General features: G+C 69.9%; 20 protein-coding genes. 11 read left to right on the top strand and 9 right to left on the bottom strand.

The genetic code is table 11. From position 1 onward, the window contains the following. The first annotated feature begins 144 nt into the window (after window positions 1–144). The 6 genes from AMYAL_RS0124835 (at window position 145) to AMYAL_RS0124810 (ending at window position 6,584) form a co-directional block, all read left to right on the top strand. Window positions 145–1,059, top strand: coding sequence for a metal ABC transporter substrate-binding protein (locus AMYAL_RS0124835; RefSeq protein WP_020633966.1), 915 nt, complete (start codon window positions 145–147; stop codon window positions 1,057–1,059). After that, window positions 1,056–1,799 carry a metal ABC transporter ATP-binding protein gene (locus AMYAL_RS0124830; RefSeq protein ID WP_020633965.1) on the top strand — a complete coding sequence of 248 codons (744 nt, stop codon included), beginning with the start codon at window positions 1,056–1,058 and terminating at the stop codon, window positions 1,797–1,799. Before AMYAL_RS0124835 ends, AMYAL_RS0124830 begins: the two co-directional genes overlap by 4 nt. Continuing rightward, complete coding sequence (locus tag AMYAL_RS0124825) at window positions 1,796–2,665, top strand: metal ABC transporter permease (protein ID WP_020633964.1); 870 nt, start codon at window positions 1,796–1,798, stop codon at window positions 2,663–2,665. Before AMYAL_RS0124830 ends, AMYAL_RS0124825 begins: the two co-directional genes overlap by 4 nt. A 72-nt stretch (window positions 2,666–2,737) precedes the next feature. Next, window positions 2,738–3,553, top strand: coding sequence for an ABC transporter ATP-binding protein (locus AMYAL_RS0124820; RefSeq protein WP_020633963.1), 816 nt, complete (start codon window positions 2,738–2,740; stop codon window positions 3,551–3,553). Window positions 3,554–3,570: 17 nt separating this feature from the next. After that, window positions 3,571–4,545, top strand: a complete 975-nt coding sequence (locus AMYAL_RS0124815) for an ABC transporter substrate-binding protein (protein ID WP_020633962.1) — start codon at window positions 3,571–3,573, stop codon at window positions 4,543–4,545. Further along, a complete protein-coding gene (locus tag AMYAL_RS0124810; protein WP_020633961.1) occupies window positions 4,545–6,584 on the top strand; it encodes an iron ABC transporter permease in 2,040 nt (679 codons plus the stop codon). Before AMYAL_RS0124815 ends, AMYAL_RS0124810 begins: the two co-directional genes overlap by 1 nt. Window positions 6,585–6,591: 7 nt before the next feature. On the opposite strand, the gene AMYAL_RS0124805 is transcribed toward AMYAL_RS0124810, so the two are convergent. From AMYAL_RS0124805 to AMYAL_RS0124790, 4 genes are all read right to left on the bottom strand, one after another. Beyond that, window positions 6,592–8,076, bottom strand: coding sequence for a M1 family metallopeptidase (locus AMYAL_RS0124805; protein ID WP_020633960.1), 1,485 nt, complete (start codon window positions 8,074–8,076; stop codon window positions 6,592–6,594). A gap of 481 nt (window positions 8,077–8,557) precedes the next feature. Next, window positions 8,558–10,420 (bottom strand): molecular chaperone HtpG, encoded by a 1,863-nt coding sequence (htpG, locus tag AMYAL_RS0124800; protein WP_020633959.1) that lies wholly within the window; start codon window positions 10,418–10,420, stop codon window positions 8,558–8,560. Between the two features lie 29 nt (window positions 10,421–10,449). Continuing rightward, window positions 10,450–12,036 (bottom strand): alkaline phosphatase D family protein, encoded by a 1,587-nt coding sequence (locus tag AMYAL_RS0124795; RefSeq protein ID WP_020633958.1) that lies wholly within the window; start codon window positions 12,034–12,036, stop codon window positions 10,450–10,452. 49 nt (window positions 12,037–12,085) lie between these two features. Further along, window positions 12,086–12,601 carry a hypothetical protein gene (locus AMYAL_RS0124790; RefSeq protein WP_020633957.1) on the bottom strand — a complete coding sequence of 172 codons (516 nt, stop codon included), beginning with the start codon at window positions 12,599–12,601 and terminating at the stop codon, window positions 12,086–12,088. Window positions 12,602–12,681: 80 nt separating this feature from the next. Between AMYAL_RS0124790 and AMYAL_RS0124785 the strand changes: the two genes are divergently transcribed. Then, window positions 12,682–14,340 (top strand): LTA synthase family protein, encoded by a 1,659-nt coding sequence (locus AMYAL_RS0124785; RefSeq protein ID WP_051137695.1) that lies wholly within the window; start codon window positions 12,682–12,684, stop codon window positions 14,338–14,340. Here the strand turns inward: AMYAL_RS0124785 and AMYAL_RS46070 are convergent. Further along, complete coding sequence (locus AMYAL_RS46070; RefSeq protein ID WP_063712247.1) at window positions 14,337–15,743, bottom strand: DHA2 family efflux MFS transporter permease subunit; 1,407 nt, start codon at window positions 15,741–15,743, stop codon at window positions 14,337–14,339. The two genes, AMYAL_RS0124785 and AMYAL_RS46070, sit on opposite strands and share 4 nt — an antisense overlap. An 84-nt stretch (window positions 15,744–15,827) precedes the next feature. On the opposite strand from AMYAL_RS46070, the gene AMYAL_RS0124775 reads away from it, so the two are divergent. Then, window positions 15,828–16,232 carry a MerR family transcriptional regulator gene (locus AMYAL_RS0124775; RefSeq protein WP_020633954.1) on the top strand — a complete coding sequence of 135 codons (405 nt, stop codon included), beginning with the start codon at window positions 15,828–15,830 and terminating at the stop codon, window positions 16,230–16,232. Here the strand turns inward: AMYAL_RS0124775 and AMYAL_RS0124770 are convergent. Continuing rightward, window positions 16,229–17,185 (bottom strand): helix-turn-helix transcriptional regulator, encoded by a 957-nt coding sequence (locus AMYAL_RS0124770; protein WP_020633953.1) that lies wholly within the window; start codon window positions 17,183–17,185, stop codon window positions 16,229–16,231. The two genes, AMYAL_RS0124775 and AMYAL_RS0124770, sit on opposite strands and share 4 nt — an antisense overlap. Before the next feature lie 62 nt (window positions 17,186–17,247). Between AMYAL_RS0124770 and AMYAL_RS0124765 the strand changes: the two genes are divergently transcribed. Beyond that, the gene (locus AMYAL_RS0124765; protein WP_020633952.1) at window positions 17,248–18,405 is read left to right on the top strand and encodes an epoxide hydrolase family protein; all 1,158 of its coding nucleotides are present in this window, start codon (window positions 17,248–17,250) and stop codon (window positions 18,403–18,405) included. A 463-nt stretch (window positions 18,406–18,868) separates the two neighbouring features. Here the strand turns inward: AMYAL_RS0124765 and AMYAL_RS0124760 are convergent, their stop codons facing one another. Further along, window positions 18,869–19,867, bottom strand: a complete 999-nt coding sequence (locus AMYAL_RS0124760) for an aldo/keto reductase (protein WP_026467409.1) — start codon at window positions 19,865–19,867, stop codon at window positions 18,869–18,871. Between the two features lie 47 nt (window positions 19,868–19,914). Here AMYAL_RS0124760 and pdxR point away from each other — a divergent pair, with 47 nt between their 5' ends. Both pdxR and AMYAL_RS0124750 read left to right on the top strand, forming a co-directional pair. Then, the gene (gene pdxR / locus AMYAL_RS0124755; protein ID WP_020633950.1) at window positions 19,915–21,282 is read left to right on the top strand and encodes a MocR-like pyridoxine biosynthesis transcription factor PdxR; all 1,368 of its coding nucleotides are present in this window, start codon (window positions 19,915–19,917) and stop codon (window positions 21,280–21,282) included. 80 nt (window positions 21,283–21,362) lie between these two features. Next, complete coding sequence (locus tag AMYAL_RS0124750) at window positions 21,363–24,410, top strand: AfsR/SARP family transcriptional regulator (RefSeq protein ID WP_020633949.1); 3,048 nt, start codon at window positions 21,363–21,365, stop codon at window positions 24,408–24,410. A gap of 91 nt (window positions 24,411–24,501) precedes the next feature. Here the strand turns inward: AMYAL_RS0124750 and AMYAL_RS0124740 are convergent, their stop codons facing one another. Both AMYAL_RS0124740 and AMYAL_RS0124735 read right to left on the bottom strand, forming a co-directional pair. Further along, window positions 24,502–24,861 (bottom strand): arsenate reductase family protein, encoded by a 360-nt coding sequence (locus AMYAL_RS0124740; protein ID WP_020633947.1) that lies wholly within the window; start codon window positions 24,859–24,861, stop codon window positions 24,502–24,504. Window positions 24,862–24,915: 54 nt separating this feature from the next. Then, a complete protein-coding gene (locus tag AMYAL_RS0124735; protein WP_020633946.1) occupies window positions 24,916–26,121 on the bottom strand; it encodes a PP2C family protein-serine/threonine phosphatase in 1,206 nt (401 codons plus the stop codon). Window positions 26,122–26,129 lie beyond the last annotated feature (8 nt).

The following is a 26,129-nucleotide window of genomic DNA, read 5'->3' as shown; positions in this document are numbered from 1 at the left end:
CGGTGGCAGGGCGCCCTTCCTGCTCGGCCTGACCGGTCTGACCATGCCGCGCCCTGCCGACGTCGATCGCGGACGCGGGTTCGCCCAGAGATTTAAGGCACACGGGAGTTGGAAGTTCGGCGCACCGAACTCTAGACTCATGGGATGGCGAATCTGTTCAAGGCCGTCTGCGGGCTGGCCGCGTCGGCGCTCGTCCTGACCGCGTGCGGCGGCCCCGCCGGCGGCGCGGACGACAAGCGGCCCGTGGTGCTGACCACGTTCACGGTCTTGGCGGACGTCGCGGCGAACGTCGCCGGTGACAAGCTCAGGGTCGAGTCGATCACCAAGCCCGGCGCCGAGATCCACGGTTATGAGCCCACGCCGGACGACATCAAGAAGGCCGCGAAGGCCGACCTGATCCTCGACAACGGACTGAACCTGGAGGCGTGGTTCGCCCGGTTCGTCAAGGAGAGCGACGCACCGCACAAGGTGGTCAGCGAAGGCGTCCAGCCCATCGCCATCGGCGAGGACTCCTACCAGGGCAAGCCGAATCCGCACGCCTGGATGTCGCCGAAGAACGTCGGGATCTACGTGGACAACATGGTCAAGGCGTTCAGCGAGGTCTCCTCCGCCGACGCCGCCGTGTTCAGGGCGAACGGCGACGCCTACAAGGCGAAACTGCAAGCCGTCCAGGACGAGATGACCGGCGCGCTGAACGGGCTGCCGAAGAACGAGCGCGCGCTGGTGACCTGCGAAGGCGCCTTCTCCTACCTCGCGCGCGACACCGGCCTCACCGAGCGGTACATCTGGGCGGTCAACGCCGAACAGCAGGCCACGCCGCAGCAGATCACCCGCGCGATCGGGTTCGTCAAGGAGAACAAGGTCCCCGCGGTGTTCTGCGAGTCGACGGTCTCCGACGCCCCGATGCGCCAGGTCGTCTCCGCGACCGGCGCCGCGTTCGGCGGCGTCCTCTACGTCGACTCCCTGTCCGGTCCCGAAGGCCCGGTGCCGACGTATCTCGACCTCATCCGCCACGACGCGAAGACGATCGTGGCCGCGCTGACCGGAGCGAAGCCGTGACCGCCGCGATCCGCGTCGAGGGCGTCACCGTCCACTACGGCGAGGTCCTCGCGCTCGACGGTGTCGACGTCACGCTCGAACACGGCCACGTCTGCGGGCTCGTCGGGATGAACGGCTCCGGCAAGTCGACCCTGTTCAAGACGGTCATGGGTCTGGTCCGGCCGGACAGCGGCACGGTCTCGGTCGACGGCGCCACCCCCGCGCTGGCCCGCAAGACCGGCGCGATCGGTTACGTGCCCCAGAGCGAGGACGTCGACTGGTCGTTCCCGCTGTCGGTCCGGGACGTCGTGATGACCGGCCGCTACGGGCGGCTCGGCTTCACCCGGCGGCCGCGCCGCGCCGACCACGAGGCCGTCGAGCAGGCACTGGAGCGAGTCGAACTGACCGAACTCGCCGGACGGCAGATCGGCCAGTTGTCCGGCGGGCAGCGTAAACGCGCGTTCGTCGCGCGCGGGATCGCCCAGGGCGCCCGTGTCCTGCTGCTGGACGAGCCGTTCGCGGGCGTGGACAAGCGGTCCGAGGCCACGATCACCCGGCTGCTCAAGGAACTCGCGGCCGACGGCGCCGCGGTCCTGATCTCCACGCACGATCTGCACGCGCTGCCCGGCCTGGCCGACGAGGCGATCCTGCTGATGCGCAAGGTGCTCGCGCACGGTTCCCCCGGCGAGGTGCTCCGGCCCGAGAACCTCGCGCTGGCCTTCGGACTCGATGTCCTGCAACGGGAAGAGGAACCCGCGTGAACCTCTACGACCTGTTCCTCGAACCGCTGAGCTACGACTTCATGGTGCGGGCGCTGACGTCCACGGTGATCGCGTCCGCGGTCTGCGCGGTGCTCTCGTGCTGGCTGGTGCTGATCGGCTGGTCGCTGATGGGCGACGCGGTCTCGCACGCGGTGCTGCCCGGCGTCGTGCTCGCGTACGTCCTCGGCGCGCCCTTCGCGCTGGGCGCCGTCGTCTTCGGTTTCCTCGCGGTGGCGCTGATCGGCGTCGTCCGCGACACCAGCCGGGTCAAGGAGGACGCCGCGATCGGCATCGTGTTCACCACGCTGTTCGCGCTCGGGCTCGTGCTGATCTCGGTGACGCCGAGCCAGACCGACCTGAACCACATCATCTTCGGCAACCTGCTCGGCGTGGACACCTCGGATCTGATCCAGATCGGCGTCCTCGGCGCGATCACGCTCACCCTGCTGGTGCTCAAACGCCGCGATTTCACCTTGTACGCCTTCGATCCCACGCACGCGCACGCCATCGGGCTGAACCCGCGCGTGCTCGGCGCCGCGCTGCTCGGGCTGCTCGCGCTGACCGCGGTGGTGGCGCTGCAGGTGGTCGGCGTGATCCTGGTGGTGGCGATGCTGATCATCCCCGGCGCGACCGCGTACCTGCTGACCGACCGGTTCGGCCGCATGCTGGTGATCGCGCCGTCGTTCTCGGTGCTCGCGGCGGTGACCGGGCTGTACCTGAGCTACCACCTCGACACCGCGTCGGGCGGGATGATCGTGCTGGTGCAGGGCGCCGGGTTCACGCTGGTGTACCTGTTCGGGCCGCGGCACGGGATCGTCGGGAAGCGGCTGGCCAAGCGACGGCGGGAAGTCGCGCGAGCCGGGTAACCGGGCAATCACCCCGCGCTCTGTGTCTCTCGCGACATCAGGAAGGGCCGATCCTTAGGTTAGGCTCCCCTCATGTCTACGGAAGACGCGCTGCTCACCGGCCATGACCTGGTGCTCGCGCACCAAGAGCGGGCCGTGGTGGACGGCGTGTCCCTGTCGCTGCGCGCCGGGACGGTGACCGCGCTGGTCGGGCCGAACGGCTCCGGCAAGTCGACGCTCCTGCGTTCGCTGGCGCGGCTGCACAAGCCCCGCGAAGGCAGCGTCCAGCTGGGCGAACGCGCCGTCTGGGGCGGGAACGCGTTGTCCGGCAAGGAGTTCGCCCGTCAGGTCACGCTGCTGACCCAGCACCGGCCCACCCCGAGCGGGGTGTCCGTGCGCGACGTCGTCTCCTACGGCCGGTACCCGTACCGCTCGGGCTGGCGCGGCGTCGACGTCGACGGCGCCGCCGCGGTCCGCCGCGCGATGGAGCTGACCGGCGTGACCCCGATGGCCGAACGCGGCGTCGACGAACTGTCCGGCGGAGAACTCCAGCGCGTCTGGCTCGCGTCCTGTCTCGCCCAGCAGACCTCCGTACTGCTGCTCGACGAGCCCACCAACCATCTCGACCTGCGCTATCAGATCGAGATCCTCGACGTCGTCCGCGATCTCGCCAACGAAGGCGTCGCGGTCGGCGTGGTACTGCACGACCTCGACCACGCGGCGGTCATCGCCGACGAGGTCGTGCTGCTGTGCGAGGGAACCATCGTGGCCACGGGTGACATCGGGCGGGTGCTCACCACCGAGCACCTCTCCCAGGCCTACGGCGTCACCGTCCACGTCGCGAACGACCCGGTGACGGGCGCGATCCACTGCAGGCCACTCGGGCGGCATTCGCCCAGGCCCGCCTGAGAAAACCAGGAAGAACAATGCGTTTGCTGACCCCTGCCGCCCTCGTCGCGGCGACGGCCTTGCTGCTGTCCGCCTGCGGCACCACCGAGAACACCGCCGCCGCGCCGAGTGAAGCCGCCGCGAGCGGACCCGTCACGGTGACCGACGCGCGCGGCAAGGCCGTCACCCTCAAAGCGCCCGCCAAGCGTGTCGTCGCGCTGGAGTGGGGCGAGGCCGAGATGGTCGCTTCGCTCGGTGTCATGCCGGTCGGCGCCGCGGACGTCGCGGGCTACAACGTCTGGGACAAGGCCGTCCCGCTGACCGCGGAGGTCAAGGACGTCGGCAAGCGCAACGAGCCCAGTGTCGACGCGATCGTCGGGCTGAACCCCGACGTCGTCATCATCGCCGACGAGCGCGACTCGACCCTGGTGCCGCAGATCGAGAAGTACGTGCCGGTCGTGGTCACCAAGTCCAGCGACGCGGCCCGGAACTTCGACCGGCTGCGCGAGGACTTCAAGCTGATCGCCAAAACGGTCGGCAAGGAGACCGAGGCGGACAAGCAACTGTCCGAAATGGACGCCAAGCTCGCCGAGGGCAAGAAGGCCGTCGAGGGCAAGGGCGCCGCGGGCACCCCGTTCCTGATGGCCGACGGCTACCTCGAAGGCAGCACCGTCAGCGTCCGCCCGTTCGGCAAGGGTTCGCTGGTCTCCGACACCGCCGAGGCCGTCGGCCTCAAGAACGTCTGGACCGGCAAGGTCGACCCGCAGTGGGGTCTCGGCCAGACCGACGTCGAGGGCCTGACCGCGATCACCGACCCGAAGACCGTGCTGTTCTACAGCGCGTCCGAAGAGGACGTCTTCACCACCGGGCTCGCGCAGAACGCCGTCTACCAGCGGCTGCCGTTCGTGGTGTCGAAGAAGATCCACAAGCTGGAATCCGGCACGTGGACCTTCGGCGGGCCGAAGTCGGTCATCATGACCGCCGACCAGATCGTGAAGGCCGTCACCGCCTGATGCTGAAAGAAGTGCGTGCGCCGCAAGCAGTGCGCACCGCGGCGGTGTCGGCGGGGCTGGTGGTGCTGATCACCGTCCTCGCCGGCATCCACCTGACCCAGGGCACTTCGACGTCCGGCCCGCTGGACGTGGTGAAGGCGATCTTCGGCCACGGCGACGCGCAAACCCTTGCCGTACTGGAGGGTTCGCGCGTCCCCCGGCTGCTCGCCGCGTTGCTGCTCGGGGTCGCGCTCGGGGTCGCGGGCGCGGGAATGCAGTCCGTGGCACGGAACCCGCTCGCCTCGCCGGACACGCTCGCGGTCAACGCGGGCGCGCATTTCGCCGTGGTGGCCATCTCCGCGTTCGGCCTTTCGCTGCCGCTGGTCCCGGTCGGTGGCGCGGCGTTCGTGGGCGGGCTCGTGGCGGCCGTCATCGTGCTGGGCCTGGCGGGTGGTGGCTCCGCGAGCCCGCGGCTGGTGCTCGTCGGCTCGGCGGTGCTGCTGGCCGTCCAGTCGGTGACCATCCTGCTGCTGCTCATGTTCGAGCAGGAGACGTCCGGGCTGTTCGCCTGGGGCAGCGGTTCGCTGACGGTGTCCGATCTGCGCGCGACCGGGCAGATGACACCGATCGTGGTGGTCGCCGTGGTCGCGCTCGTCGCGATGGGCCGCAAACTCGACGTCCTCGCCCTCGGCGACGACAACGCGACCGTGCTCGGCCTGCGGGTCCGCCGGACGCGGGTCAGTGCGATCGTGCTGACCGTCGCGCTGACCGCGGCGGCGGTGACCGTCGCCGGACCGGTCGGGTTCGTCGGGCTGAGCGCGCCGGTGATCACGAAACTGCTGCTGCCGATCGCCAAGCACCGCACGCTGCTGCCGGTGTCCGGGCTGGTCGGCGTGGTGACGGTGCTCGGCGCCGACGTCGTCCTGCGGGCGATCATGGGCTCGGCCGCCGCCGTACGGGTGCCGACCGGCGTGGTGACCACGATCGTCGGCGCCGCCGTGATGGTGTGGCTGGCACGGCGCGGCCGGGCCAGTGGCTCGCGCCGTCCGGCTCCGGCGGGACGCGTCGGGGTGGCCGGTTCGAGGCGGCGGCTCGTGACGATCTCCGTCGTCCTGGTCGCGCTGCTGATCGTCGTCCCGGTCGTCGGGCTGATGCTGGGCGACCGGATGGTGCTGCTCGGCGATCTCGCGAACTGGGTCACCGGCGACACCGGGACCGCGCTCACTTTCGTGCTGGACCAACGACTTCCGCGAGTGCTGGCCGCGCTGCTCGCCGGTGCCGCGCTGGCGGTGTCCGGCTGCGGGATCCAGTCGGTCAGCCGCAACCCGCTCGCCGAACCGGGCCTGCTCGGCATCACCGCGGGCGCCGGGCTCGGCGCGATCACGCTGATCACCATCGTCCCGGCGGTCGGTGCGTGGGCGATCGCCGGTGCCGCCGGTCTCGGCGCGGCCGTCGTGTTCCTGCTGGTCTACGGGCTGGCGTGGCGGTCGGGGCTGGACTCGGACCGGCTGGTGATCATCGGCATCGCGGTCTGGTCGGCCGGGATGGCGCTGATCACCCTGCTGATCGTGGTCTCCGACCCGTGGAACTCGGCCAAGGCGCTGACCTGGCTTTCGGGGTCGACCTACGGCCGCACCCTGGACCAGATCGCGCCGGTGGCGCTGGCGCTCGTCGCGCTGACGCCGTTGTTGTGGGTCAAGCACCGCGAACTGGACCTGCACGCCCTCGACGAGGACACGCCGCGCGTGCTCGGGATGCGGATCGAGCGATCACGGCTGGTGATCCTGGGAGCGTCCGGGATCCTGGCGGCCGCCGCGGTGTCCGCGATCGGCGTGGTCGCTTTCGTCGGACTGGTCGCGCCGCATCTGGCGCGATCGCTGGTCGGCGGACGGCACGGCCGGGTCCTCCCGGTGGCCGCGGCGCTCGGGGCGTTGCTCGTGAGCGTCGCGGACACCTTGGGGCGGACGGTCATCGCACCGGCGCAGATCCCGGCCGGTTTGGTGATCGCCATGGTCGGGACGCCGTACTTCGTGCTGGTGCTCTGGAAGACCCGGCCGTAAGAGCCCGTCAGGATGCCGGGTCCACCTGCCAGTCCGGGTGGCCCGGCATCGGCGGCAAGGTGCCCGAGGCGTAGAGCCAGCTTCGCAGGAACGGGCCGAGGTCCTGGCTCGCCACGCGTGACGCGGTCGCGATGAACTGCCCGGTGCCGGCGACCTTGTCGTGGTTCTCGGCGACCCACGCCCGCTCGATCCGCTGGAACGTCTCGGCGCCGACCTGCTGCCGCAACGCGTACAGCGTCAGCGCTCCGCCTTGGTAGGCACCGGAGCCGAACGGGCGGTTGTCACCGGGACCGAAACTCGCCGGGTCCGGCGCGGCGATCGGCCCGTTCTCCTCGATCCAGGAGCGATGCGAGCGGTACGCGCTCTGCGCGGCCGTGTCCACCGTGTTCCTTTGTTTCGCTTCGTTCCACAGCCATTCGTAGAAGACCGCGTGCCCTTCACTCAGCCACAGGTCTCCCCACTTCGCCAGGGAAACGGAATTGCCGAACCATTCGTGGGCGAGTTCGTGCGCGATGACGCTGTCGGCCCCGGTCTCGTCGAACTTCTCCGGCGTGAGCTGGTCGGAGTTCAGCCAGGTGAGCCCTTGCGTCTCCGTCGCCCCGCCGGACGGCGTCGCGTAGGCGCCCGCGATCCGGCCGGGGAACGGGCCGAGCCGCTGCCCGAGGAAGTCGAGAGCGGTCCGGTACGTCTCGTCCAGCCGGGGCAGGATCTCCGCGGACTTGTCCGACGGCAGCGCGTACCGCAGGTCGACCCCGTCCGGTCCACGCCGAGGGGTGACGGTGATCGGCCCGACGCCGACCTGGAGCAGTTCGGTGGCGATCGGCCGCGGTTCGTCGAAGACGCGGGTGGTGCGGTCGCCGACGGTGGCGGTGGCCACGAGCCGCCCGTTCGCGACCGACGTCGCCTTGCCGGATGTGGTGACGTCGATGGTGGTGGGTGTCTTCGCCGAGGGATGGTCGCTCACCGCCAGCACGCGCCGCGCGCCCGTGGGCTGGGTGTGCAGCTGGACGAAGTCGCCCGCCCGCCAAAGCCCGTTGACGAGGTCCTCGGGTTTCTGGGGCGGGTTCTCCAGCAGGTCAGGGGCGGTGTTGAACACCGTCACGGCGACGGAGAACCGTGCGCCGTCGCGCACCGGCCGGGCCGGGGTGATGACCAGCTCGCCGTCCGGCGTGGTCCGCCAGTCCGCCGGTTTCCCGTCCACCGCCACGGACCGGACCTGGGGTCCGAGCAGGTCGAGGTCGAAGCGCGACAACGACTGGGTCGCGCGCAGGTTCAGCCGCGACGTCGCCGTGTACGAGGTGAGGTCCGGCGCGAAAGCGAAGGACAGCCGCTGCCGTTCGACCCGGTAGCCGCCGTTCCCGGCGGTCGGCCAGAGCGGGTCGCCGATGCCGGGGGCTCCCGGTGCGGGCGCGCCGGCCGCCGCGACGGCCGGTGGTCCGGTGAGCAGCAGTGCCGCCGCGAGGGCGGCGCAGGTCGTTGCCTTTGATCGCATGCCCGCCAGCCTGGCCGGGCTCCTCCCGCCACGGATCAGCCGTTCGGCCGGGACGGCTCCGCCGGTTGGTCGTGAGTGGCAAGTGCCATCAGAACCAGCCTTACCACTCACGACCAGCCCTGCCGACGGTCCAAGCACGCGCCCCGCTGGTCGCGTTGCGAAAGCCACTTTCGCAACCTTCAACGTTGCGAAAGTGGCTTTCGCAACATGCCCTCCCCGCCAGACCGCACCGGACCCCAGGGGATCGCGGGTCTCGTGAGTGGTAAGGCGGGTCAGCGGACCCGTATTTGCCTACCCACGCCTGACCTGCACGAGGGCGGCGGTTCCGCGGCTGTCGGGTTCGACGGTGAAGGATTCAGGACGTTCAACGTCCGGAATCTTTCCCGCTCGACCGCACCAAGACGAAGCAAGTCCCCGAGTGTGGAGGATTCAGGACGTTGAACGTCCCAAATCCTCCACACTCGACCGCCACTCACACCAGCTACAGGGTCTTCTGCAGGTGGGTGGCGAGGAGCTTCGTGAAGCGCGAGGGGTCGCCCAGTTCCCCGCCTTCGGCCAGCAAAGCCATGCCGTAGAGCAGTTCCGCGGTCTCCGCGAGCCCCTCGGACTCGCCGTTGTCCGTGAACGAGGACCGCAGCCCGGACACCAGCGGGTGGCCGGGGTTGAGTTCCAGGATCCGCTTGATCTGCGGCATTTCCTGGCCCATCGCGCGGTACATCTTCTCCAGCGTCGGGGTGACGTCGTTCGTGTCGCCGACGATGCAAGCGGGCGACGTCGTCAGCCGCGACGAGAGCCGGACCTCCTTGACCTGCTCGGACAGCGTCGTCGTCAGCCAGGTCAGCAGCCCGGAGAACTCTTCCTTCTGCTCGTCGGTGGTGTCGTCGAGCTCGACCTCGCCCTTCGCGACCGACTGGAACTGCTTCTCCTCGTAGCCGGAGACGGCGTCGACCCACATCTCGTCGATCGGGTCGGTGAGCACGAGCACCTCGTACCCCTTGGCCTGGAAGGCTTCCAGATGCGGGGAGTTCTCGATGCTCTGCCGCGACTCGCCGGTCAGGTAGTAGATGTGCTCCTGGCCGTCCTTCATCCGCTCGACGTACTCGCGCAGCGAGGTCGGCTTCTCGGGATCGTTCGTCGAAGCGAACGAGCAGATGTCGAGGATCGCGGTGCGGTTCTCGTGGTCGTCCAGCAGGCCTTCCTTGACGGCGCGGCCGAACTCCTTCCAGAACGTCTCGTACTTGTACGGGTTCTCGTCCGCCATCAACGTCTTGACCGTCGAGAGGACCTTCTTCACCAGGCGACGGCGGATCAGCTGGATCTGCCGGTCCTGCTGCAGGATCTCGCGCGAGACGTTGAGCGAGAGGTCCTGCGCGTCGACGACGCCCTTCACGAAGCGCAGGTACTCCGGCATCAGCGCTTCGCAGTCGTCCATGATGAAGACGCGCTTCACATACAGCTGGACTCCGCGCTTGCGCTCCCGCATGAACAGGTCGAGCGGCGCGTGCCCCGGCAGGAACAGCAGCGCCTGGTACTCGAAAGTGCCCTCGGCCTGGAGCCGGATCGTCTCCAGCGGGTCGTTCCAGTCGTGCGCGACGTGCTTGTAGAACTCGTTGTACTCGTCTTCGGTGACGTCGCTGGAGGAGCGGGCCCACAGCGCCTTCATCGAGTTGACCGTGGCGATCTCTTCGCCCTCGGTCATCCGGATCGGCCAGGTGATGAAGTCCGAGTACTTCTTGACGATCTGCTTGATCTTGGTGGCCGAGGTGTAGTCGAAGAGCTGGTCTTCGGTGTCCTCGGGCTTGAGGTGCAGGACGACCGACGTGCCCTGCGGCAGGTCCGGGACCGTCTCGATGGTGTACGTGCCTTCGCCTTCGGACTCCCACCGGACGCCTTCGTCCGATCCCGCATGGCGCGTCAGCAGCGTGACCTTGTCGGCCACCATGAAGCTGGCGTAGAAACCGATGCCGAATTGGCCGATCAGATCCTGCGAAGCCGCGGAATCCTTGGTTTCCTTCAGTTTCTTCAGGAATTCGGCGGTGCCGGATTTCGCGATCGTGCCGATCAACGCGACGACGTCGTCCCGGCTCATGCCGATTCCGTTGTCCCGCACGGTGAGGGTGCGGTTTTCGGGGTCGGTGTCGATCTCGATGTGGAGATCGTCGGTATCCGCCTGGAGTTCCTTGTCGCGGAACGCTTCGAGGCGGAGTTTGTCCAGTGCGTCGGAGGCGTTGGACACCAGTTCGCGGAGGAAGGTGTCCTTGTTCGAGTAGATCGAGTGGATCATCAGCTGAAGCAGCTGACGTGCCTCCGACTGGAACTCGAGTGTTTCGGCAGAGGTGGTCACGCGGCGATATTACCGAGTGCGGAAACGGCTCATACCAGCCTCTGCCTGGCCACTTCGACCAGACCGTCACCGGTGGCCTGTTCGATGGTCGTGACGCACGCCCGGCCGGTGGCCTCGACCGTCGCGACGACGTTGCCGAAATGCGGGCCGGACAGTTTCGACCAGGTCAGCGGATCGGGTCCGACGCCGCCGCGCGTGGCCCACCGGCGCGCGAGGGAAGCCAGCCTGCCCGACCAGGTGGCGACGAAGACCGGCTTGAGCAGCCGCGGCATCGCGTTGTGCACCGGCGAGCAGGTGAGCTGGTAGACCGCCGACGTCACCGGCCTCGGATACCGCGCCTCGGCGATGTAGGCGTGGTGGACGTCGCCGGAGAGCACCGCGATGGTGGCAGGCGGGTTCTCCCGGCGTCCTTCGCGGGCGATCATCGCGGCGAGCCTGTCGAACGAGGCGCGGAACGCCGCCCAGTGTTCGAGGTCGGCGGCCTGCCGGAGCTTCTCCGCGAACCTGCCCCGCCACCCAGGGCGCTCGCAGGACCGTTCGTTGAGCGACTGCAGATGGGACACGACCGGCGGCAGCAGCCACGGCAGCGAAGACCCGATGAGCAGGTGGTCGCACGGGGCAGCGGCGTTCTCCTCGATCCATTCGAACTCGTCCTCGTCGACCATCGACCGGGTGCCGCCCGCGAGGATCCGGCCCGCCCGGCTGTCGATGACCAGCAGCCGCACGCCGCCGAAGTCGCGGCGATAACTCCAGCGCGCGCCCTTGGTGCCGTCGCGTTCGTTGTCGGCCTCGTCGGCGTACTCGGTGAGCAGGTCCGCGTTGTCCCCGCCGGAGGTGATGGCCTTCTGGAAGGTCGGATCCTCGGCGAGTTCGGCGGGCCCGAGGTTCCCGAGGTGCTGGTAGACCCAGTACGTCATGATCGCGCCGCGCAGGCGCTCCTTCCACCACGGCTGGGCACGCATCTGCCGCTGCCAGGTGTACGAGGTGTTCCAGTCGTCGCGGACGTCGTGGTCGTCGAAGATCATCGACGTCGGCACGGTGGACAGCAGCCAGCGGATCGCCGGTTCGCCCCAGGCCTCGTGATAGAGGTGGGTGTACTCCTCGAAGTCCGCGACCTCCGTGCCCGGCGGCTCGGAGGTGTCGCGACGGCGGCTCAGCCAGTCCTGCGTCTCGTCCGTGGTTTCGTCGGCGTAGACCTGGTCGCCGAGCATCAGCAACGCCTGCGGCCATTCGGTTTCGTCGCCGTCGGCCATCCGGCGGGCGTACGCGGCCAGCGCGTCCGGGCCAAGGGCGTCGGCGTTCCGGGGTTTCCGGCAGGAGCCGAACACGAGCCGGACCCGCGACCCCTCCTCGGGCAGCGTCCGGATGCGGCTCGGCGGGAACGCGGAGTCCTCCAGCGGCCACACTTTCTCGCCGTCCACGCGCACTTCGTAGTCGAGGCACGAGCCGGGTTCCAGGCCGGTCAGCACCACCAAGGCGTAGTGATGGCCTCGGATCTCGAACGTTCGGGCGGTCGTGCCGAGGACTTCGACCTCACCCGCGGCTCGCGTCTCGACCCACACCGTCGCCGACGTGTCGTCGACGTGCCGCAGCAAGGGACCCAGGCGCAGGCTCATATCGGAAACGGTGCCACAACCGGGCCAAGATCGTGCGCTGAGCGGGACGTCAGCGGGTGAACTCCTCGCCGAACCGGTACTCGCCGAGGCAGTAGGCGAACCCCGACTCGCTCAGCGGGTCCAGGCCTTCCCGGCGACAGTGGTCGAGGAAGCCTTCGGCCCGCGCCCACCGCTCGCCGTCGAACCAGAACACGCCACCGGCGTAGTGGATCGCCGCTCCCGTCTCCGGGTCGACGAGGTTCAGGGACTCGTAGTTCTCCGGGCGATCGCGCACCAGCCGGACGAGGTCCTCGGGGACGCCGCGGTAGAGCGCCTCCTGCACCGCGTAGTCCTCCTCGGCGTACAGGTTGAGGTCCGACTCGTGGTCGAAGGTCAGCAGCAGGGCGCGCCCGTCCGGGGTGAAATACCAGACGGCCGACTCTCCGCCGCCGTTGTTCCAGGCGAACCGTTCCGCGCCGTCCACCTCGACCGGTGTGATCCCGGTCTGCTCGTCGATCGCCGCGGCGCGTCGTCGCACCTCTTCGAGGGGTGTCGCACCGAGGGCGGCCCAGATCTCGTCACTCACCGGCGCAGACTACCGACTGAACCGCGCGGGCCCGCCGTCCGTGTAATCCGGTGAAGGCCGCCCTCCGGAAGGAAACTGCGTTGTCCGTTTTCCCGCGCCCCGCCCTGGCAGGCCTGCCGGGTGACCGGACGGCCGCCCGCGAAATCGCGTCCAGCGCGGTGACGACCCTGTCCGCCGTGCTCGTGCTGTTCGCCCTGCTCGCGCCGGACGACCTCGACAGGCTCACTCCCGAGGCCTTCGTGCGGCTGCCGGTGGAGGCGCTGCTCGGGGTGGCCGTCGTGCTCATGCTGCGCGACGGCGCCCGGCGGATCGTCGCGGTGTCCGCCGGCGCGGTCCTCGGGCTGCTGACCGTCGTCAAGGCCATCGACATCGGCTTCGGGCTCGCCCTGAACCGGCGGTTCGACCCGGTGTTCGACTGGGGTGTGCTCGGCAACGGCGTCGATCTGCTCGGCACGTCGATCGGCCGGGCCGGGGCGATCGCGTCGTTCGCCGGGCTGACGCTGCTGGCCGTGGTCGTGATCGTGCTGATGGCGCTGGCGACGCTGCGGCTGAGCCGGGTGGTCTCCGGGCGGCCCACCGCGTCGACCAGGGTGATCGCCGTGCTCAGCGTGCTCTGGATCGTGTGCGCGGTGTCCGGCGCGCAACTCGCTCCGGGACAGCCGCTCGCGTCGCGCAGCGCCGCCGCCTTCGCCTACGACGACCTCCGCCAGGTGCGGGCGGGTATCCGGGACCGGGAGGCCTTCGCCGGGGAAGTCGCCACCGACGCCTTCCGGGGCGCTCCGCCGTCCGGCCTGCTGAACGCGTTGCGCGGCAAGGACGTCCTGTTCACCTTCATCGAGAGCTACGGCCGGGTGGCCGTCCAGGACTCCGACATAGCGCCGAAGGTCGACGCGGTCCTCGACGCCGGGACAGCGCGGCTGAAGAAGGCCGGGTACGGCTCGCGCAGCGCGTTCCTGACGTCGCCGACGACGAGCGCGGGAAGCTGGCTGGCGCATTCCACGTTCCAGTCCGGGGTCTGGGTCGACAGTCAGCACCGCTACGACGACTTCGTGAAGACCGACCGGTTCACCCTCGGCGGCGCGTTCGAACGCGCGGGCTGGGAGACCGTCGGCGTCGTGCCCGCGCATACGGAGGACTGGCCCGAGGGCAAGGTCTACGGCTACGACCGCTACTACGACTCGCGCACCATCGGCTACCACGGGCCGCCGTTCTCCTACGCCACGATGCCGGACCAGTTCACGCTTTCGGCTTTCCAGCGCGCCGAACGCTCGCGGGAACATCCGCCGCTGATGGCGGAGATCGACCTCGTCACCAGTCACTGGCCGTGGACGCCGCTGCCCCACCTGGTCGACTGGCCCGCCGTCGGCGACGGTTCGATCTACAATCCCATGCCCTCCCAAGGGAAAACGCCCGACGAGGTGTTCACCGACCCTGCCAAGGTACGCGGCGCGTACGGCGACTCGATCGCCTACTCGCTGAACTCGCTCATCTCGTATGTGGAGACCTTCGGGGACGACGATCTCGTGCTCGTGTTCCTGGGCGACCACCAGCCGAACCCGATCGTCGCGGGCGCAGGCGCGGACCGCGACGTGCCGATCAGCGTCGTCACACGGGACAAGGCCGTGCTCGAGAAGATCGCCGGGTGGAACTGGCAGGACGGCCTGCACCCGGACCGGAACGCGCCGGTGTCGCGAATGGACACGTTCCGGGACCGGTTCCTGACCACTTTCGCGCACTAGCCGGGAGACCTGCGCATCGCGCTGGTCGCCACCAGGGCGAGGGCAAGCATGCCGACGAAGAAGAGGAGACTCTGTCCCATCGCGGCGGCGTGCCCCGCCGGACCGTCGGGCGCGACGGCGAGGCGTGCCTGGATCACGGCACCGACACCGGCCGCACCCAGGGCGGCGCCAAGGGACCGCATCGCGTTGAAGACCCCGGAACCCGCTCCGGCCAGGTCGGGCGGCAGCGCCGCACTGGTGATCGCCGAGACGGACGTCCAGGCGATCCCGTTGCCGAAACCGTTCACGACGACGGCGCCCATCAGCGCCCACAGCGGTGTACCCGGTGAGATCAGGATCGCCAGGGCGAGCAGCGAGAGCGCGACGATCCCGAGACCGGCTCCCGAAATGACGGCCGGATGGAACCGGGTGACGTAGCGACCGGCCGGCGGAGAAACGATTCCGCTGACGACCGCACTCGGCAGCAACAGCAAGGCGGCCGAGAGCACCGTCGTGCCGCGGTCGTCCTGGGCGTACAGCATGAACGGCAGCGCCCAGTTGTTGCACGAGGCGAGCACTGCCACCGCGATGCCGCCGAGGGCGAATTCGCGGCGACGGAACAGGGCGGGCGGGATCAACGGCTCCCGGCCACCCCGGCATTGGAGAAACACGAAGACGGCGAACAAGGCGGCCCCGGCCATGAGCAGTCCGGGGATGGAAACGGGGCCCGCCACGGTGCCCCACCCGTAGACCGGGCCTTCCTGGATACCGAAGCTCACACAGAACATCGCGGCCGCGCTGAGCACCAGTCCCGGCACGTCGAAGCGGTGGGCGTGGGTCGGCAAGTCCGGAACGGCGCGCCAGGCGAAGACGATCGTGGCGATGCCGATCGGCAGGTTGATCAGGAAGATCGAGCGCCACCCGAACGGTTCCAGCAGCAGACCGCCGAGCACCGGACCGCTGACGCCCGCCAGTCCCGCGACGGCACCCCACACCCCCATCGCCGCACCGCGCCGGTCCGCGCCGAAGACGCGCGTGATCACGCTCATGGTCTGCGGGCTCATCAGCGAGGCCCCCAGGCCCTGCACGACCCGCATGGCGATCAGCATTTCGAGCGAGCCCGCCACACCGCACGCCACCGACGCGAGCGTGAAGATCGCCATGCCGGCGAGGTAGACGCGCTTCGGGCCGAACCGGTCCCCCAGCCGTCCGGTGATCAGCAACGGCACGCTGAACGCCAGCAGATAGGCCGAGGTGACCCATACCGCGTCGCCGACCCCGACGCGCAGCTCCCGGATCAGCGTGGGCGTCGCCACCGACACGATCGTGCCGTCGAGCAGGATCATGAAGAATCCCAGGCACAACGCCACCAGCGCGCGCCACGGCGCGGCCTGGCGGTCCACAGGTCTTGCTGACGTACTCACTAGTCGAACCGCCTCTCGTCGCTACCCTTGACGATCGCGACTCAAGTCGACTTGAGCGCAACCCCCGGAGAGGAGGGGCACGAGATGCTGCATTCGATCCGTGACGTGGCGGAAGCCTTCGGGACGACCGTCGCCACTTTGCGGTACTACGACGAACTCGGCCTGGTCCCCGCGACCACCCGCCGGGCCAGGGTCCGCTTCTACGACGACGACGCGTTACGCCGGCTCGCGTTCGTCCAGCTCTGGCACGACGACGCGATGATGAGCCTCGACCACACCGCGGAGATCCTCGCCGGGCCCCGCGCGATCGAGCACTGGCGTGAACTCGTCGCCCATCGCGTCGACGACCTCACGGCGACCATCGAGCGCATGCGCCAAGCCATCGACGCCTTGACCCATCTGAGCCGATGCCCGCGCGACGACCCGCTCTCGTGTCCGGTCACCGCGGAACGCCTTGAGGCCAGGGTGACGAAGGCGATCAAGGGCTAGCCGGTGGCATCGCGGTACCGGTCGGCCAGCTCGCGCAAGTAGCCGACCAGTTGCGGCGGTTCGGTTACCCGGAAAGGGTAATTGAGCAGTCCCAAGTGGACGGCCAGGGTCTCGATGCTGTCGGCGCCGGTGTGCAGCACGCACGTGCTCGCGTCGACGGCCTCGACCGTGCCGACGGCCGGGTTGATCCGCGCGGTCACCTCCTCGGCGGACGCGTGCACGGTGACGTCGGCCCGGTACCGCCAGGCGGCCGCAGAGACCCCGCGCCGCACCCGGTCCGTCACGTCCTCGGGCAGGTCACGCGGGGTGAACCGGGGGCCGACCGGGACACGCGGGGTCAGCCTGTCGACGCGGTAGGTGCGCCAGTCGCCGCGGTCGAGGTCCCACGCGACCAGGTACCAGCGGCGTCCCCAGTTCACCAGGCGATACGGCTCGACCTTGCGCACGCTCTCAGAGCCGTCGTGGCTCCGGTAGCCGAACCGCAGCACCTCGTGATCCCGGCAGCAGGCCGTCAGCACGGTGAGCGTCTTCGCGTCGACGCGCGGGCCGGGTTCGTCCCTGGGCACCGAGATCGTGTACGCCTGCAGCGCGTTGACGCGGCGCCTCAGTCTTGACGGCAGCACCTGCTCCAGTTTCGCGAGCGCGCGCAGCGACGTCTCCTCGACGCCCGCGATGGTGCCGCCGGCGGCGGTGCGGAGTCCGATCGCGACGGCGACGGCCTCCTCGTCGTCAAGCAACAGTGGCGGCAGTTCGGCGCCCGCGCCGAGGCGGTACCCGCCGGCGGAACCGCGGGTCGCGTTCACCGGGTACCCGAGCGCGCGCAGGCGCTCGACATCGTTGCGGACCGTCCGGGAGCTCACATCGAGGCGTTCTGCCAGTTCAGTGCCGGTCCAGTCACGGGGAGTCTGCAAGAGGGAGAGCAGACGGAGCAGCCTTGCCGAAGTTTCCAACATATTTCGAGGTTGCCTTCCCATTAGGAACGGCATGTTCCTAATGGGAGCTTAACCTTTGTCTCATGAACGAGAACACCGAGATCAGACCCTTCACCGTCGACGTCCCGCAGTCCGAATTGGACGATCTGGCCGACCGCCTGGCGCGGGTCCGCTGGGCGAACGAACTGCCCGCCGACCAGGTGACCGACGGAGTGCAGCGTGGACCGGTCACGCCGGGCTGGGAGTACGGCGTGCCCCTCGACTACGTGCAGCGTCTGGTCGCCTACTGGCGCGAAGGCTACGACTGGCGGAAGTGGGAGGCGAAGCTCAACCAGTACCCGCAGTTCACCACCGAGATCGACGGGCAGAACGTCCACTTCCTGCACGTCCGGTCGCCGGAGCCGGACGCGACGCCGCTGATCCTCACGCACGGCTGGCCGAACTCGGTCTTCGAGTACCTGGACCTGATCGACCAGCTGACCGACCCGAAGGCCCACGGCGGGGACGCGGCCGACGCGTTCCACGTGGTGATCCCGTCGCTGCCGGGGTTCGGTTTCTCGGGCGCCACCCATGAGAAGGGCTGGAACCGGTACCGCACGGCCCGCGCGTGGGCCGAACTGATGCGGCGGCTGGGTTACGAGCGGTACGGCACGCACGGGAACGACGCCGGTTCGTTCGTCGCCCCCGAACTGGGGCGCGCCGACGGCGAGCACGTCATCGGGGTGCACGTCACGCAGCTGTTCTCGTTCCCGAGCGGAGACCCGGCGGAGTTCGAGGGCATGACCGAGAAGGAACTGGAGTACATGCAGTTCCTTCAGACCTTCAACGACGACATGTCCGGCTACGCGAAGCTCCAGGAGAGCGCGCCGCAGAACCTCGCGCACGCGCTGGCCGACTCGCCGACCGGGCAGCTGGCGTGGAGCGCGCAGCTGCTGTCGGGGACGAGCGACGACCACGTCCTCACCAACGCCACGCTGTACTGGCTGACGAACACGGCGGCCTCGGCGGCGCGGTTCTACTACGAGGACAAGCACACCGAGCACGTGACCGAGCCGACGACCGCGCCGACCGGGCTGGCGAGTTTCGCCTACGACTTCCGTCCGCTGCGCCGGTTCGCCGAGCGGGACCACGCGAACATCGTCTCGTGGCAGGAGTTCGAGCGCGGCAGTCACTGGGCGACGCAGGACGCGCCGGATCTGCTGGTTGGCGACATCCGGCAGTTCTTCCGCAAGCTCGCGTAACGACTCGTGAGGTTCTGACGGACCTGTATTTGCCTACCCACTGGTGCGACTGTGGAGGATTTGGGACGTTGAACGTCCTGAATCCTCCACCGTCACGCCGCCTGCCCCCGGCACCACCTTGATCAACGGAGGAATGGGGACGGTGAGTGTCCCGGATCCTCCGTTGATCAAGATCCGAGACCGGCGCGAGCCCGCGACGGTGAAGGAAACAGGACGTTCAACGTCCCAAATCCTTCACCGTCGCCCCCGGCACCCGCGGAACCGCCACCTTCGCACAGGTAGGCAAATACCGATCCGCCCCAACCAGCCTCACCACTCACGAGACCCGCGACCCCTGGGGTCCAGTGCGGTCTAGCGGGGAGTGCGCGTTGCGAAAGCCACTTTCGCAACCTTCAACGTTGCGAAAGTGGCTTTCGCACCGCGGCCAGCGGGGCGCGCGCTTGGTGGCACGCACGAGGCACGGTCAGGCGCCGTCCAGCACCGCCAGCTGCGACGCGTCCAGTTCCAGCGTGAAAGCCGGCCGGATCGCCTCGTAGTGCTCCCATGTCCGCGGCCCGATCAGCGGCAGCACCCGCGGCGACGCCTGCCGCAGCAGCCACGCCAGCGCGACCTGGTTCCCGGTCGCCCCCGCTTCCCGCGCCACGGCGTCGATCGCGGCCATCCGCGCCTCGCCGTCCGGTCCGGCGTAGCTCTGCCAGACCGGATGCGCGAGCCGCCGGGCGGAGTCGTCGTAGATCCCCCGCAGGATCGACGAGTACGCGGCGAGCGCGATGTCTTCGTTGTCCCGCAGGAAGTCGAGCATGTCCCCGGTGGCCAGCGACGCCGAATCGGCCACCGGCCGCAGGTACGAATGCTGCAGCTGGACGGCCACCGGCGACGCCCAGCCGTTCCGTTCCGCGAGCGCGCGGATCCGCTCCAGCCGCCACGAACGGACGTTGCTCCAGCCGATGTGCCGGACCTTCCCCGCGCGGACGATCCCGTCGAGCGCGGACAGCGTCTCCTCCAGCGGGGTCGCCCGGTCGTCGACGTGGATGTAGTACAGGTCGATGTGGTCGGTCCCGAGCCGCCGCAGGCTTTCGTCGACGGCGCGCCGGATCACGTCGCCGCCGGCGCCCTCGAAATGCCGTCCGATGTGGTCCCAGTCCGCGCTGCCGTCCTCGTGGTACCCCTTGCGCGCGCTGTCGGCGTCGGCGACCGCGGCCGACCCCTTCGTCGCGAGGAAGACCTTGTCCCGCCTGCCTTTCAAGAGTCTCCCGAGCAGTTCTTCGCTCTCCCCGCCCGCCGCGCCGGGCACCCACCACGAATAGCAGTTCGCGGTGTCGAGGAAGTCGCCGCCGTCGTCGAGGTACGCGTCCAGGATCCGCGCCGAGGTCCGCTCGTCGGTGGCGGTGCCCATCGTCATGCACCCGAGCGAGACCTGGCTGACTTTCCGGCCGGTCCGGCCGAGCTCCACCTTTTCCATGGTCTAGACTTTATGGTGGGATCGGTCCGGTACTACAGTCCATTCACATGACGAATTCCCAGACCAATCTGGCTTGGGACGTGCTCCTCGATCTCTCCGGACCGGGTCCCCGGCACGAGCGGCTCACCAGGGCGCTCCGCACGGTGATCCGCGAAGGCACGCTCGGCTCCGGCGCCGCGCTGCCGCCCAGCCGCACCCTCGCCGCGGATCTGGGCTTCTCCCGCTGGGTTATCACGCAGGCGTACGAACAGCTGATCGCGGAGGGCTATCTCGCCGCGCGCACCGGCTCGGCCACCGTCGTGCGCTGGTCGGCGCCGGGCGGCGAGGCCGCGAAACCCGTCCCGCGCACAGCCGCCCCACCGGAGATCGACCTCATGCCCGGTCTGCCCGACCTGCGGCATTTCCCCCGGCAACGCTGGGCGGAGGCGGTCCGCGAAGTCCTCGCGAACGCGCCGCACGGCGAGTTCGGCTACCCCGTTCCCGGCGGGCACCCGCGGCTGCGCGCCGTGTTGGCCGACTACCTCCGCCGGTGCCGGGGAGCCGTCGTCGACGACGTACGGATCTCGTCCGGCGTCACCGACGGGTTCGGCCGCGTGTGCCGCGCGCTGCTCGCGGCCGGGATCACCCGCGTCGCGGCCGAGGAACCCGGCTGGCAGACGCTGCGGCGCGTCGCGACGCGCGCCGGACTCGACGTGGTCGGTGTCCCGGTCGACGAAGACGGCCTGCGCGTCGACGAGATCCCGTCCGGCGCCCGCGCCGTCCTCGTGACCCCGGCGCACCAGTTCCCCACCGGCACCGTCCTCTCCCCCGCTCGTCGCGCCGGGCTGCTGAGCTGGGCACGCGACGTCGACGGCCTGATCATCGAGGACGACTACGACGCCGAGTTCCGCTACGACCGGCGGCCGGTCGGGACCGTGCAGGGCATGGACCCGGCGAGGGTCGCGCTGCTCGGTTCGGTCAGCAAGACACTCAGTCCCGCGCTCGGCCTCGGCTGGTACGCCTTGCCTCCACAGTGGACGGACCTGGTCGAGCCTTCGCCGACTCCGCCCGCGCTGGAGCAGCTGGCGTTCGCGACCTTCCTCGAACGTGGCTCCTACGACCGGCATCTGCGCGCGGCCAGGCGACGCTACCGGGCCCGGCGCGACGCGCTGGTGGACGCGCTCGGCCCGCTGCCGGTGTCCGGCGTCGCGGCCGGTCTGCACCTCGTGCTGGATCTGCCCGGCGGCTCGGCGGCCGAGGTGGTGAGGCGGGCGGCGATCAAGGGAGTGCGCGTGACCGATCTCGACGACTACCGGGCGACCCCCAGAGCGCCCGGGCTCGTCCTCGGTTACGGCAACCTCGCCGACAACTCCGTCGGCACCGCCGCCCGCCTGCTGATCGAGGCCATCGGGGAGGCCTCGCGGACGAGATCGTGACAGGCTCCGGTTTCAACCGGGCAACAGCAGTAATCTGACACTTCGGGAGGTGAACGCGTATTCCCCGGTTCGGTTTCGGTGTGCTCGGCCCGCTCGAGGTGACGCGTGACGGGGAGCCGGTGGTGATCGCCGGGCCCAAACTGCGGGTCCTGCTCGCGGCGTTGCTGGTGCGGGCCAACTCGACGGTCTCGCTGGACCGGCTCGCGGACCGGCTCTGGGGCGAGGACCAGCCGTCCACGGCGCGCAAGAGCACGCAGGTCTACGCGCTGCGGCTGCGCCGGATGCTGGGCGACGGCCTGATCGAGACCCGCCAGGACGGCTACCGGATCCGGCTGGAGCCCGAGCAACTGGACCTGCTCCGCTACCGGCGGCTGACCGAAGCGGGCCTGGAAGCGGGCAAAGCGGGTGATTCCGCCACGGAGCTCGCGCTGCTAGCCGAAGCGCTGGAGTGCTGGCGCGGCCCGGCGCTCTGCGACGTCCCGTCGGAATCCCTGCAGCGTGACGAAGCCGCGCAGCTCGGCGAAGACCGCCTCCGCACGCTGGAGCGCTGGATCGAGGCCGGGCTCGAAGCGGGCAGGCACCGCGAGCTGGTCGCCGAGCTGGTCACGCTCACCAAGGAACACCCGTGGCAGGAGACGTTCCGGGCGCAGCTCATCACCGCGCTCGACCGGTCCGGCCGTCGCGCCGACGCGCTGGAGACCTACCGCTCGACGCGCCGGATGTTCGCCGACGAACTGGGGATCGAGCCCGGCCCGCGGTTGCGGCGCGTCCACGCCGCGATCCTCGACGAGGGCGCCGATCCCCCGAGGGAGACGATCAGCCAGCTGCCGCCCGACGTCCACCGGTTCGTCGGGCGCGCGGATCCGATGGCCGAGCTCACGGGACTGCGGCTGACCGCGACCGGGCGCAACGTCGTGGTCTCCGGACCGCCGGGGGTCGGGAAGACCGCGTTCGCGGTGCACGTCGCGCACCGGTTCCGGCCCTCCTTCCCGGACGGCCAGCTGTATGTGAACCTCCAGGGCTACGCGGCCGGTCCGCCGCTCGACCCGTCGGCCGCGCTGACCCGGTTCCTCGGCGCGCTCGGCGTGCACCGGGACCGGATCCCGGCCGAACCCGCCGAGCAGGCCGCCCTGTTCCGCAGTGTGCTGGCGGACAAGAAGATGTTGCTGCTGCTGGACAACGCGGTGCACGTCGACCAGGTCCGGCCGCTGCTGCCGGGGCGGCCCGGCTGCGCCGTGCTGATCACCAGCCGCAACGACCTGCGCGGGCTCGCAGTCAACCCCGGCGCCGTGCACCTGCCGCTCGGCGTGCTCACCGAAGACGAATCGAGTGCCGTCCTCGCCGAACTGCTCGGGCCCGCGCGCACGGCCGCCGAACCCGAAGCCGTCGCCGCGCTCGCCGCGGCCTGCGCGCATCTGCCGCTGGCACTGCGGATCGCCGGTGCGAACCTCGCGGCCGACACCGGCCGCAGCGTCGCGGAGTACACCGCCGAGCTCACCCGTTCGGGCAGGCTGGAGGAACTGGCCATCGACGGCGACTCGTCTTCGGCCGTGCGGGTCGCCTTCGACCGGTCCTATCTGCGGTTGTCCGAACCGGACCGGACGCTGTTCCGGATGCTCGGCCGGGCACCGGGTCCGGATTTCGGCGCGCCCGCGGCGGCCGCTGTCGCCGGGGCTTCGCGCGTGGAGACCGGCCGCGCGCTCGACCGGCTGGCCGCGGCGAACCTGCTGCAGCGGACCGCGCCCGGCCGCTACCAGTTCCACGACCTCATCCGGGAGTACGCCGCCGAACGCGGGCACGCCGAAGACCCGCAGGAAGCCGCGCTGACGGCGTTGTCCCGGCTGATCGAGTCGTATGTGGAGACCGCTGCCGCGGCCACTCGCGTGCTCTACGCCGGCGCCGCCTCGCCGGTCTTCGACGAACACACCGCGCTTCGCTGGCTGGACACCGAACGGGACAACCTGGTCGACACGATCGCCTGTGCCACCACGGATCCCGCGTTCCAGCCCGCCGCGTGGCGGCTGATCGACGTCTTGCGCGGCTACCTCCAGGCGAGCGGGCACGCCCGTGAGGCGGTCGCGACCTGCACGGCCGCGCTGCGCTCGGCGACCGAGACGGGCAACGTACGGGCACGGCTGTCGCTGCTCGACGTCCTCGGGCAGATGTCGCACAATCTCAGCGACTACGGCCCGGCGATCGAACACTTCCAGCAGGCGCTCGCGGCCGCGCGTGAGCTGAAGGACCTCGACGCGGAGACCGACGCGCTGCGCAACCTCGGCCGCGCGTCGAGCCAGCAGGGCAAGGCGAGGCAAGCGCTGCACTTCCACGGCCAGGCGCTCGCGGTCAGCCGCCGGGCGGGCAACACCGGGGCGGAAACGCTGGCGCTGAACTGCATCGGCGTCATCCACACCTTCTCCGGCAGGCCGAGGACGGCGGTCGGCTGGCACGACCGGTCCCTGCGGCTGGCCACGGAAACCGGCCAACGGGAAACCGCCTTCCACGCGCTCAACGGCCGCGGGATCGCGCTGTGGGCGCTGGGCAGGTTCGACGAGGCCATCGCGGATCACGAACAGGTGCTCGCCTACACCCGCGAGGCCGGACTCGGCTTCGGGGAAACGGCGACCCTGAACTGCCTCGCCGAAACCCACTGCGACGCGGGCCGCCTCGACGTCGCGATGACACTGGCGACCGAATGCCACGCCCGCTCCGTGCAGATCGGCGACCGGCGCGGCGAGGCGGCGGCCGTGGAGGTCATCGCGACGGTGCGGAACCGGCGCGGCGAGCATGCGGAAGCGATCGAGGGACTGCACGAAGCGCTGCGGATGTTCACCGAAATCGGCCTCGGCTACGGCCAGGGATCCGCCCGGATCGGCCTCGCGTTCGCGCACCGGAGCCTCGGCGACGCCGCGAAAGCGCTGGAGTACGCCGAAAAGGCGTTGGCCACGTTGCGCGAGAACGGTCAGCTTCTGCTGGAGGCGGACGCCCTCACCGAAATCGCGCACGCCCGGCTGGACCTCGGCGAGCCGGAAGCGGCGCGGGCACTGGCCGACCAGGCGGTGCGGCTCGCGTCGAAACGGGGGCGGCGGTTGCCCGAGGAGCGGGCCCGCGCCCTCAGCCACCGAACATGAGCTTTATTCGACCCAGGTAGAGGTCCGTGAAGGCCTCCTTGAGGGACTCTGAGTCCCTCAAGGAGGCCTTCACGGACCGCTCAACCACCGCTCACGAGGGCAGCACGGACTGGACGGCCTCCGGGGTCCGCGCGACAACGGTCGTGCCGTCGTCCGCGGTGATGATCGGCCGCTGGATCAGCTTCGGATGCGTGACCAGGGCGTCGATCCACCGGTCACGGTCGGCGGGCGTGCGCCCCCAGGTCTTCAGCTCGAGTTCCTTCGCGATCGCCTCGGCGGTGCGGGTGATGTCCCAGGGCTCGAGTCCGAGCCGCTTGAGGACGGCCTTCAGCTCCTTCGCGGTCGGCGGGTCCTCGAGGTACTTCCGCACGGTGTACTCGGCCCCCGCCTCGTCGAGCATCGACACCGCGGACCGGCATTTGGCACACGCCGGGTTCACCCAGATCTCCATCCGAGACCGTCCCTTCGAATCACTTGATGGTCACAGACGTTACGGCGGGAAGGCTCAGGCCGGGATGCGCCGGGCCGCGAGGAGGGCGATGTCGTCCTGCGCCGGCGTCGCGCCGACGAGCGCGGCCATCACCCGCGCGCACACCACTCCTGGCTGCTCGGGGGTGACCACGTCGACGAGCCGCTGCAGGCCGAGGTCGATCAGCTGGTCCCGGCGTTCCACGAGACCGTCGGTGTAGAAGACGAGCGAGCCACCGGGCGGCAGGTCGACCACGGTTCTTCGCCGTCGCGGCCCGGTGACCCCGATGGGCGGATCCACCGGGACATCGACGAACGCGGACGGCCGATCGGGCGCCGCGAGGACCGGGGGCAGGTGTCCGGCCAGCGAGATCGCCACCTTGTCCCGCGAAGCCGTCACCAACCCGTACACGACGGTGGCCAGTGTCCCCGGCTCGAAATGCTGGACCTTCCGGTCCAATTTGGACAGTACCTCCGCCGGGTCGTCCGATTCGAGCGCGTAGGCGCGGAGGGCGCTGCGCAGCCGTCCCATGATCACGGCGGCGTTGAGGCCGTGCCCGGCGACGTCGCCCATCACGATGCCGAGCCGGTCGCCCGGCAGCGGGAACAGGTCGTACCAGTCACCGCCGACCCCTGGTTCGGTGCCCGGCACGTACCGCGCGGAGAACTCCATCCCGGCGACGACGGGCAGCCGCCCCGGCAACAGGCTCCGCTGCAGCGCCGCCGCGGCCGCGCGGTCGGTGGCGGAGTTCTCGATCTGCAGCGCCAGCGCGAGCCGCGCGGCCACCAGCCGCAGGAGTTCGACGTCGGCCTCGGAGAATTCGCGCGACGTCACGGATCCGACGTGCAGCACGCCGATCAGTTCGTCCCCGGCGACCATCGGCACGCCGAGCAAGGTGCGGAGGCCTCGCTCCTGCAGCAGCGTGTTGACCACGGTGGTCTCGTCGACGTGGTCGAGGATGACCGGGCGCCGGTCCGCGGCCACCCGGCCCGCGAAACCCGCGCCGACGGCGATCCGGACGTCCTGGAAGACCTCTTCCTCGATGCCGGAAGCGGCGATGGCCTGCAGCTGCCGCGCGTCCGGGTCGTGCCGCAGCACCGTGGCCGTGTCGACCCCGAGGACCTCGCGCACCCTGGCGAGGATTTTCGCCACCACCAGGTCCTGGCCGAGGTGTCCCAGCGCGGTGTCGGTGATGGCTTCGAGCACCTGGAGCCGTTCGTCGGCCGTCGATGTCCCGGACATGCGGGAAA

Source organism: Amycolatopsis alba DSM 44262 (assembly GCF_000384215.1).
Classification (GTDB): Bacteria; Actinomycetota; Actinomycetes; order Mycobacteriales; family Pseudonocardiaceae; genus Amycolatopsis; species Amycolatopsis alba.
This window is presented reverse-complemented; position numbering and strand designations above follow the sequence as displayed.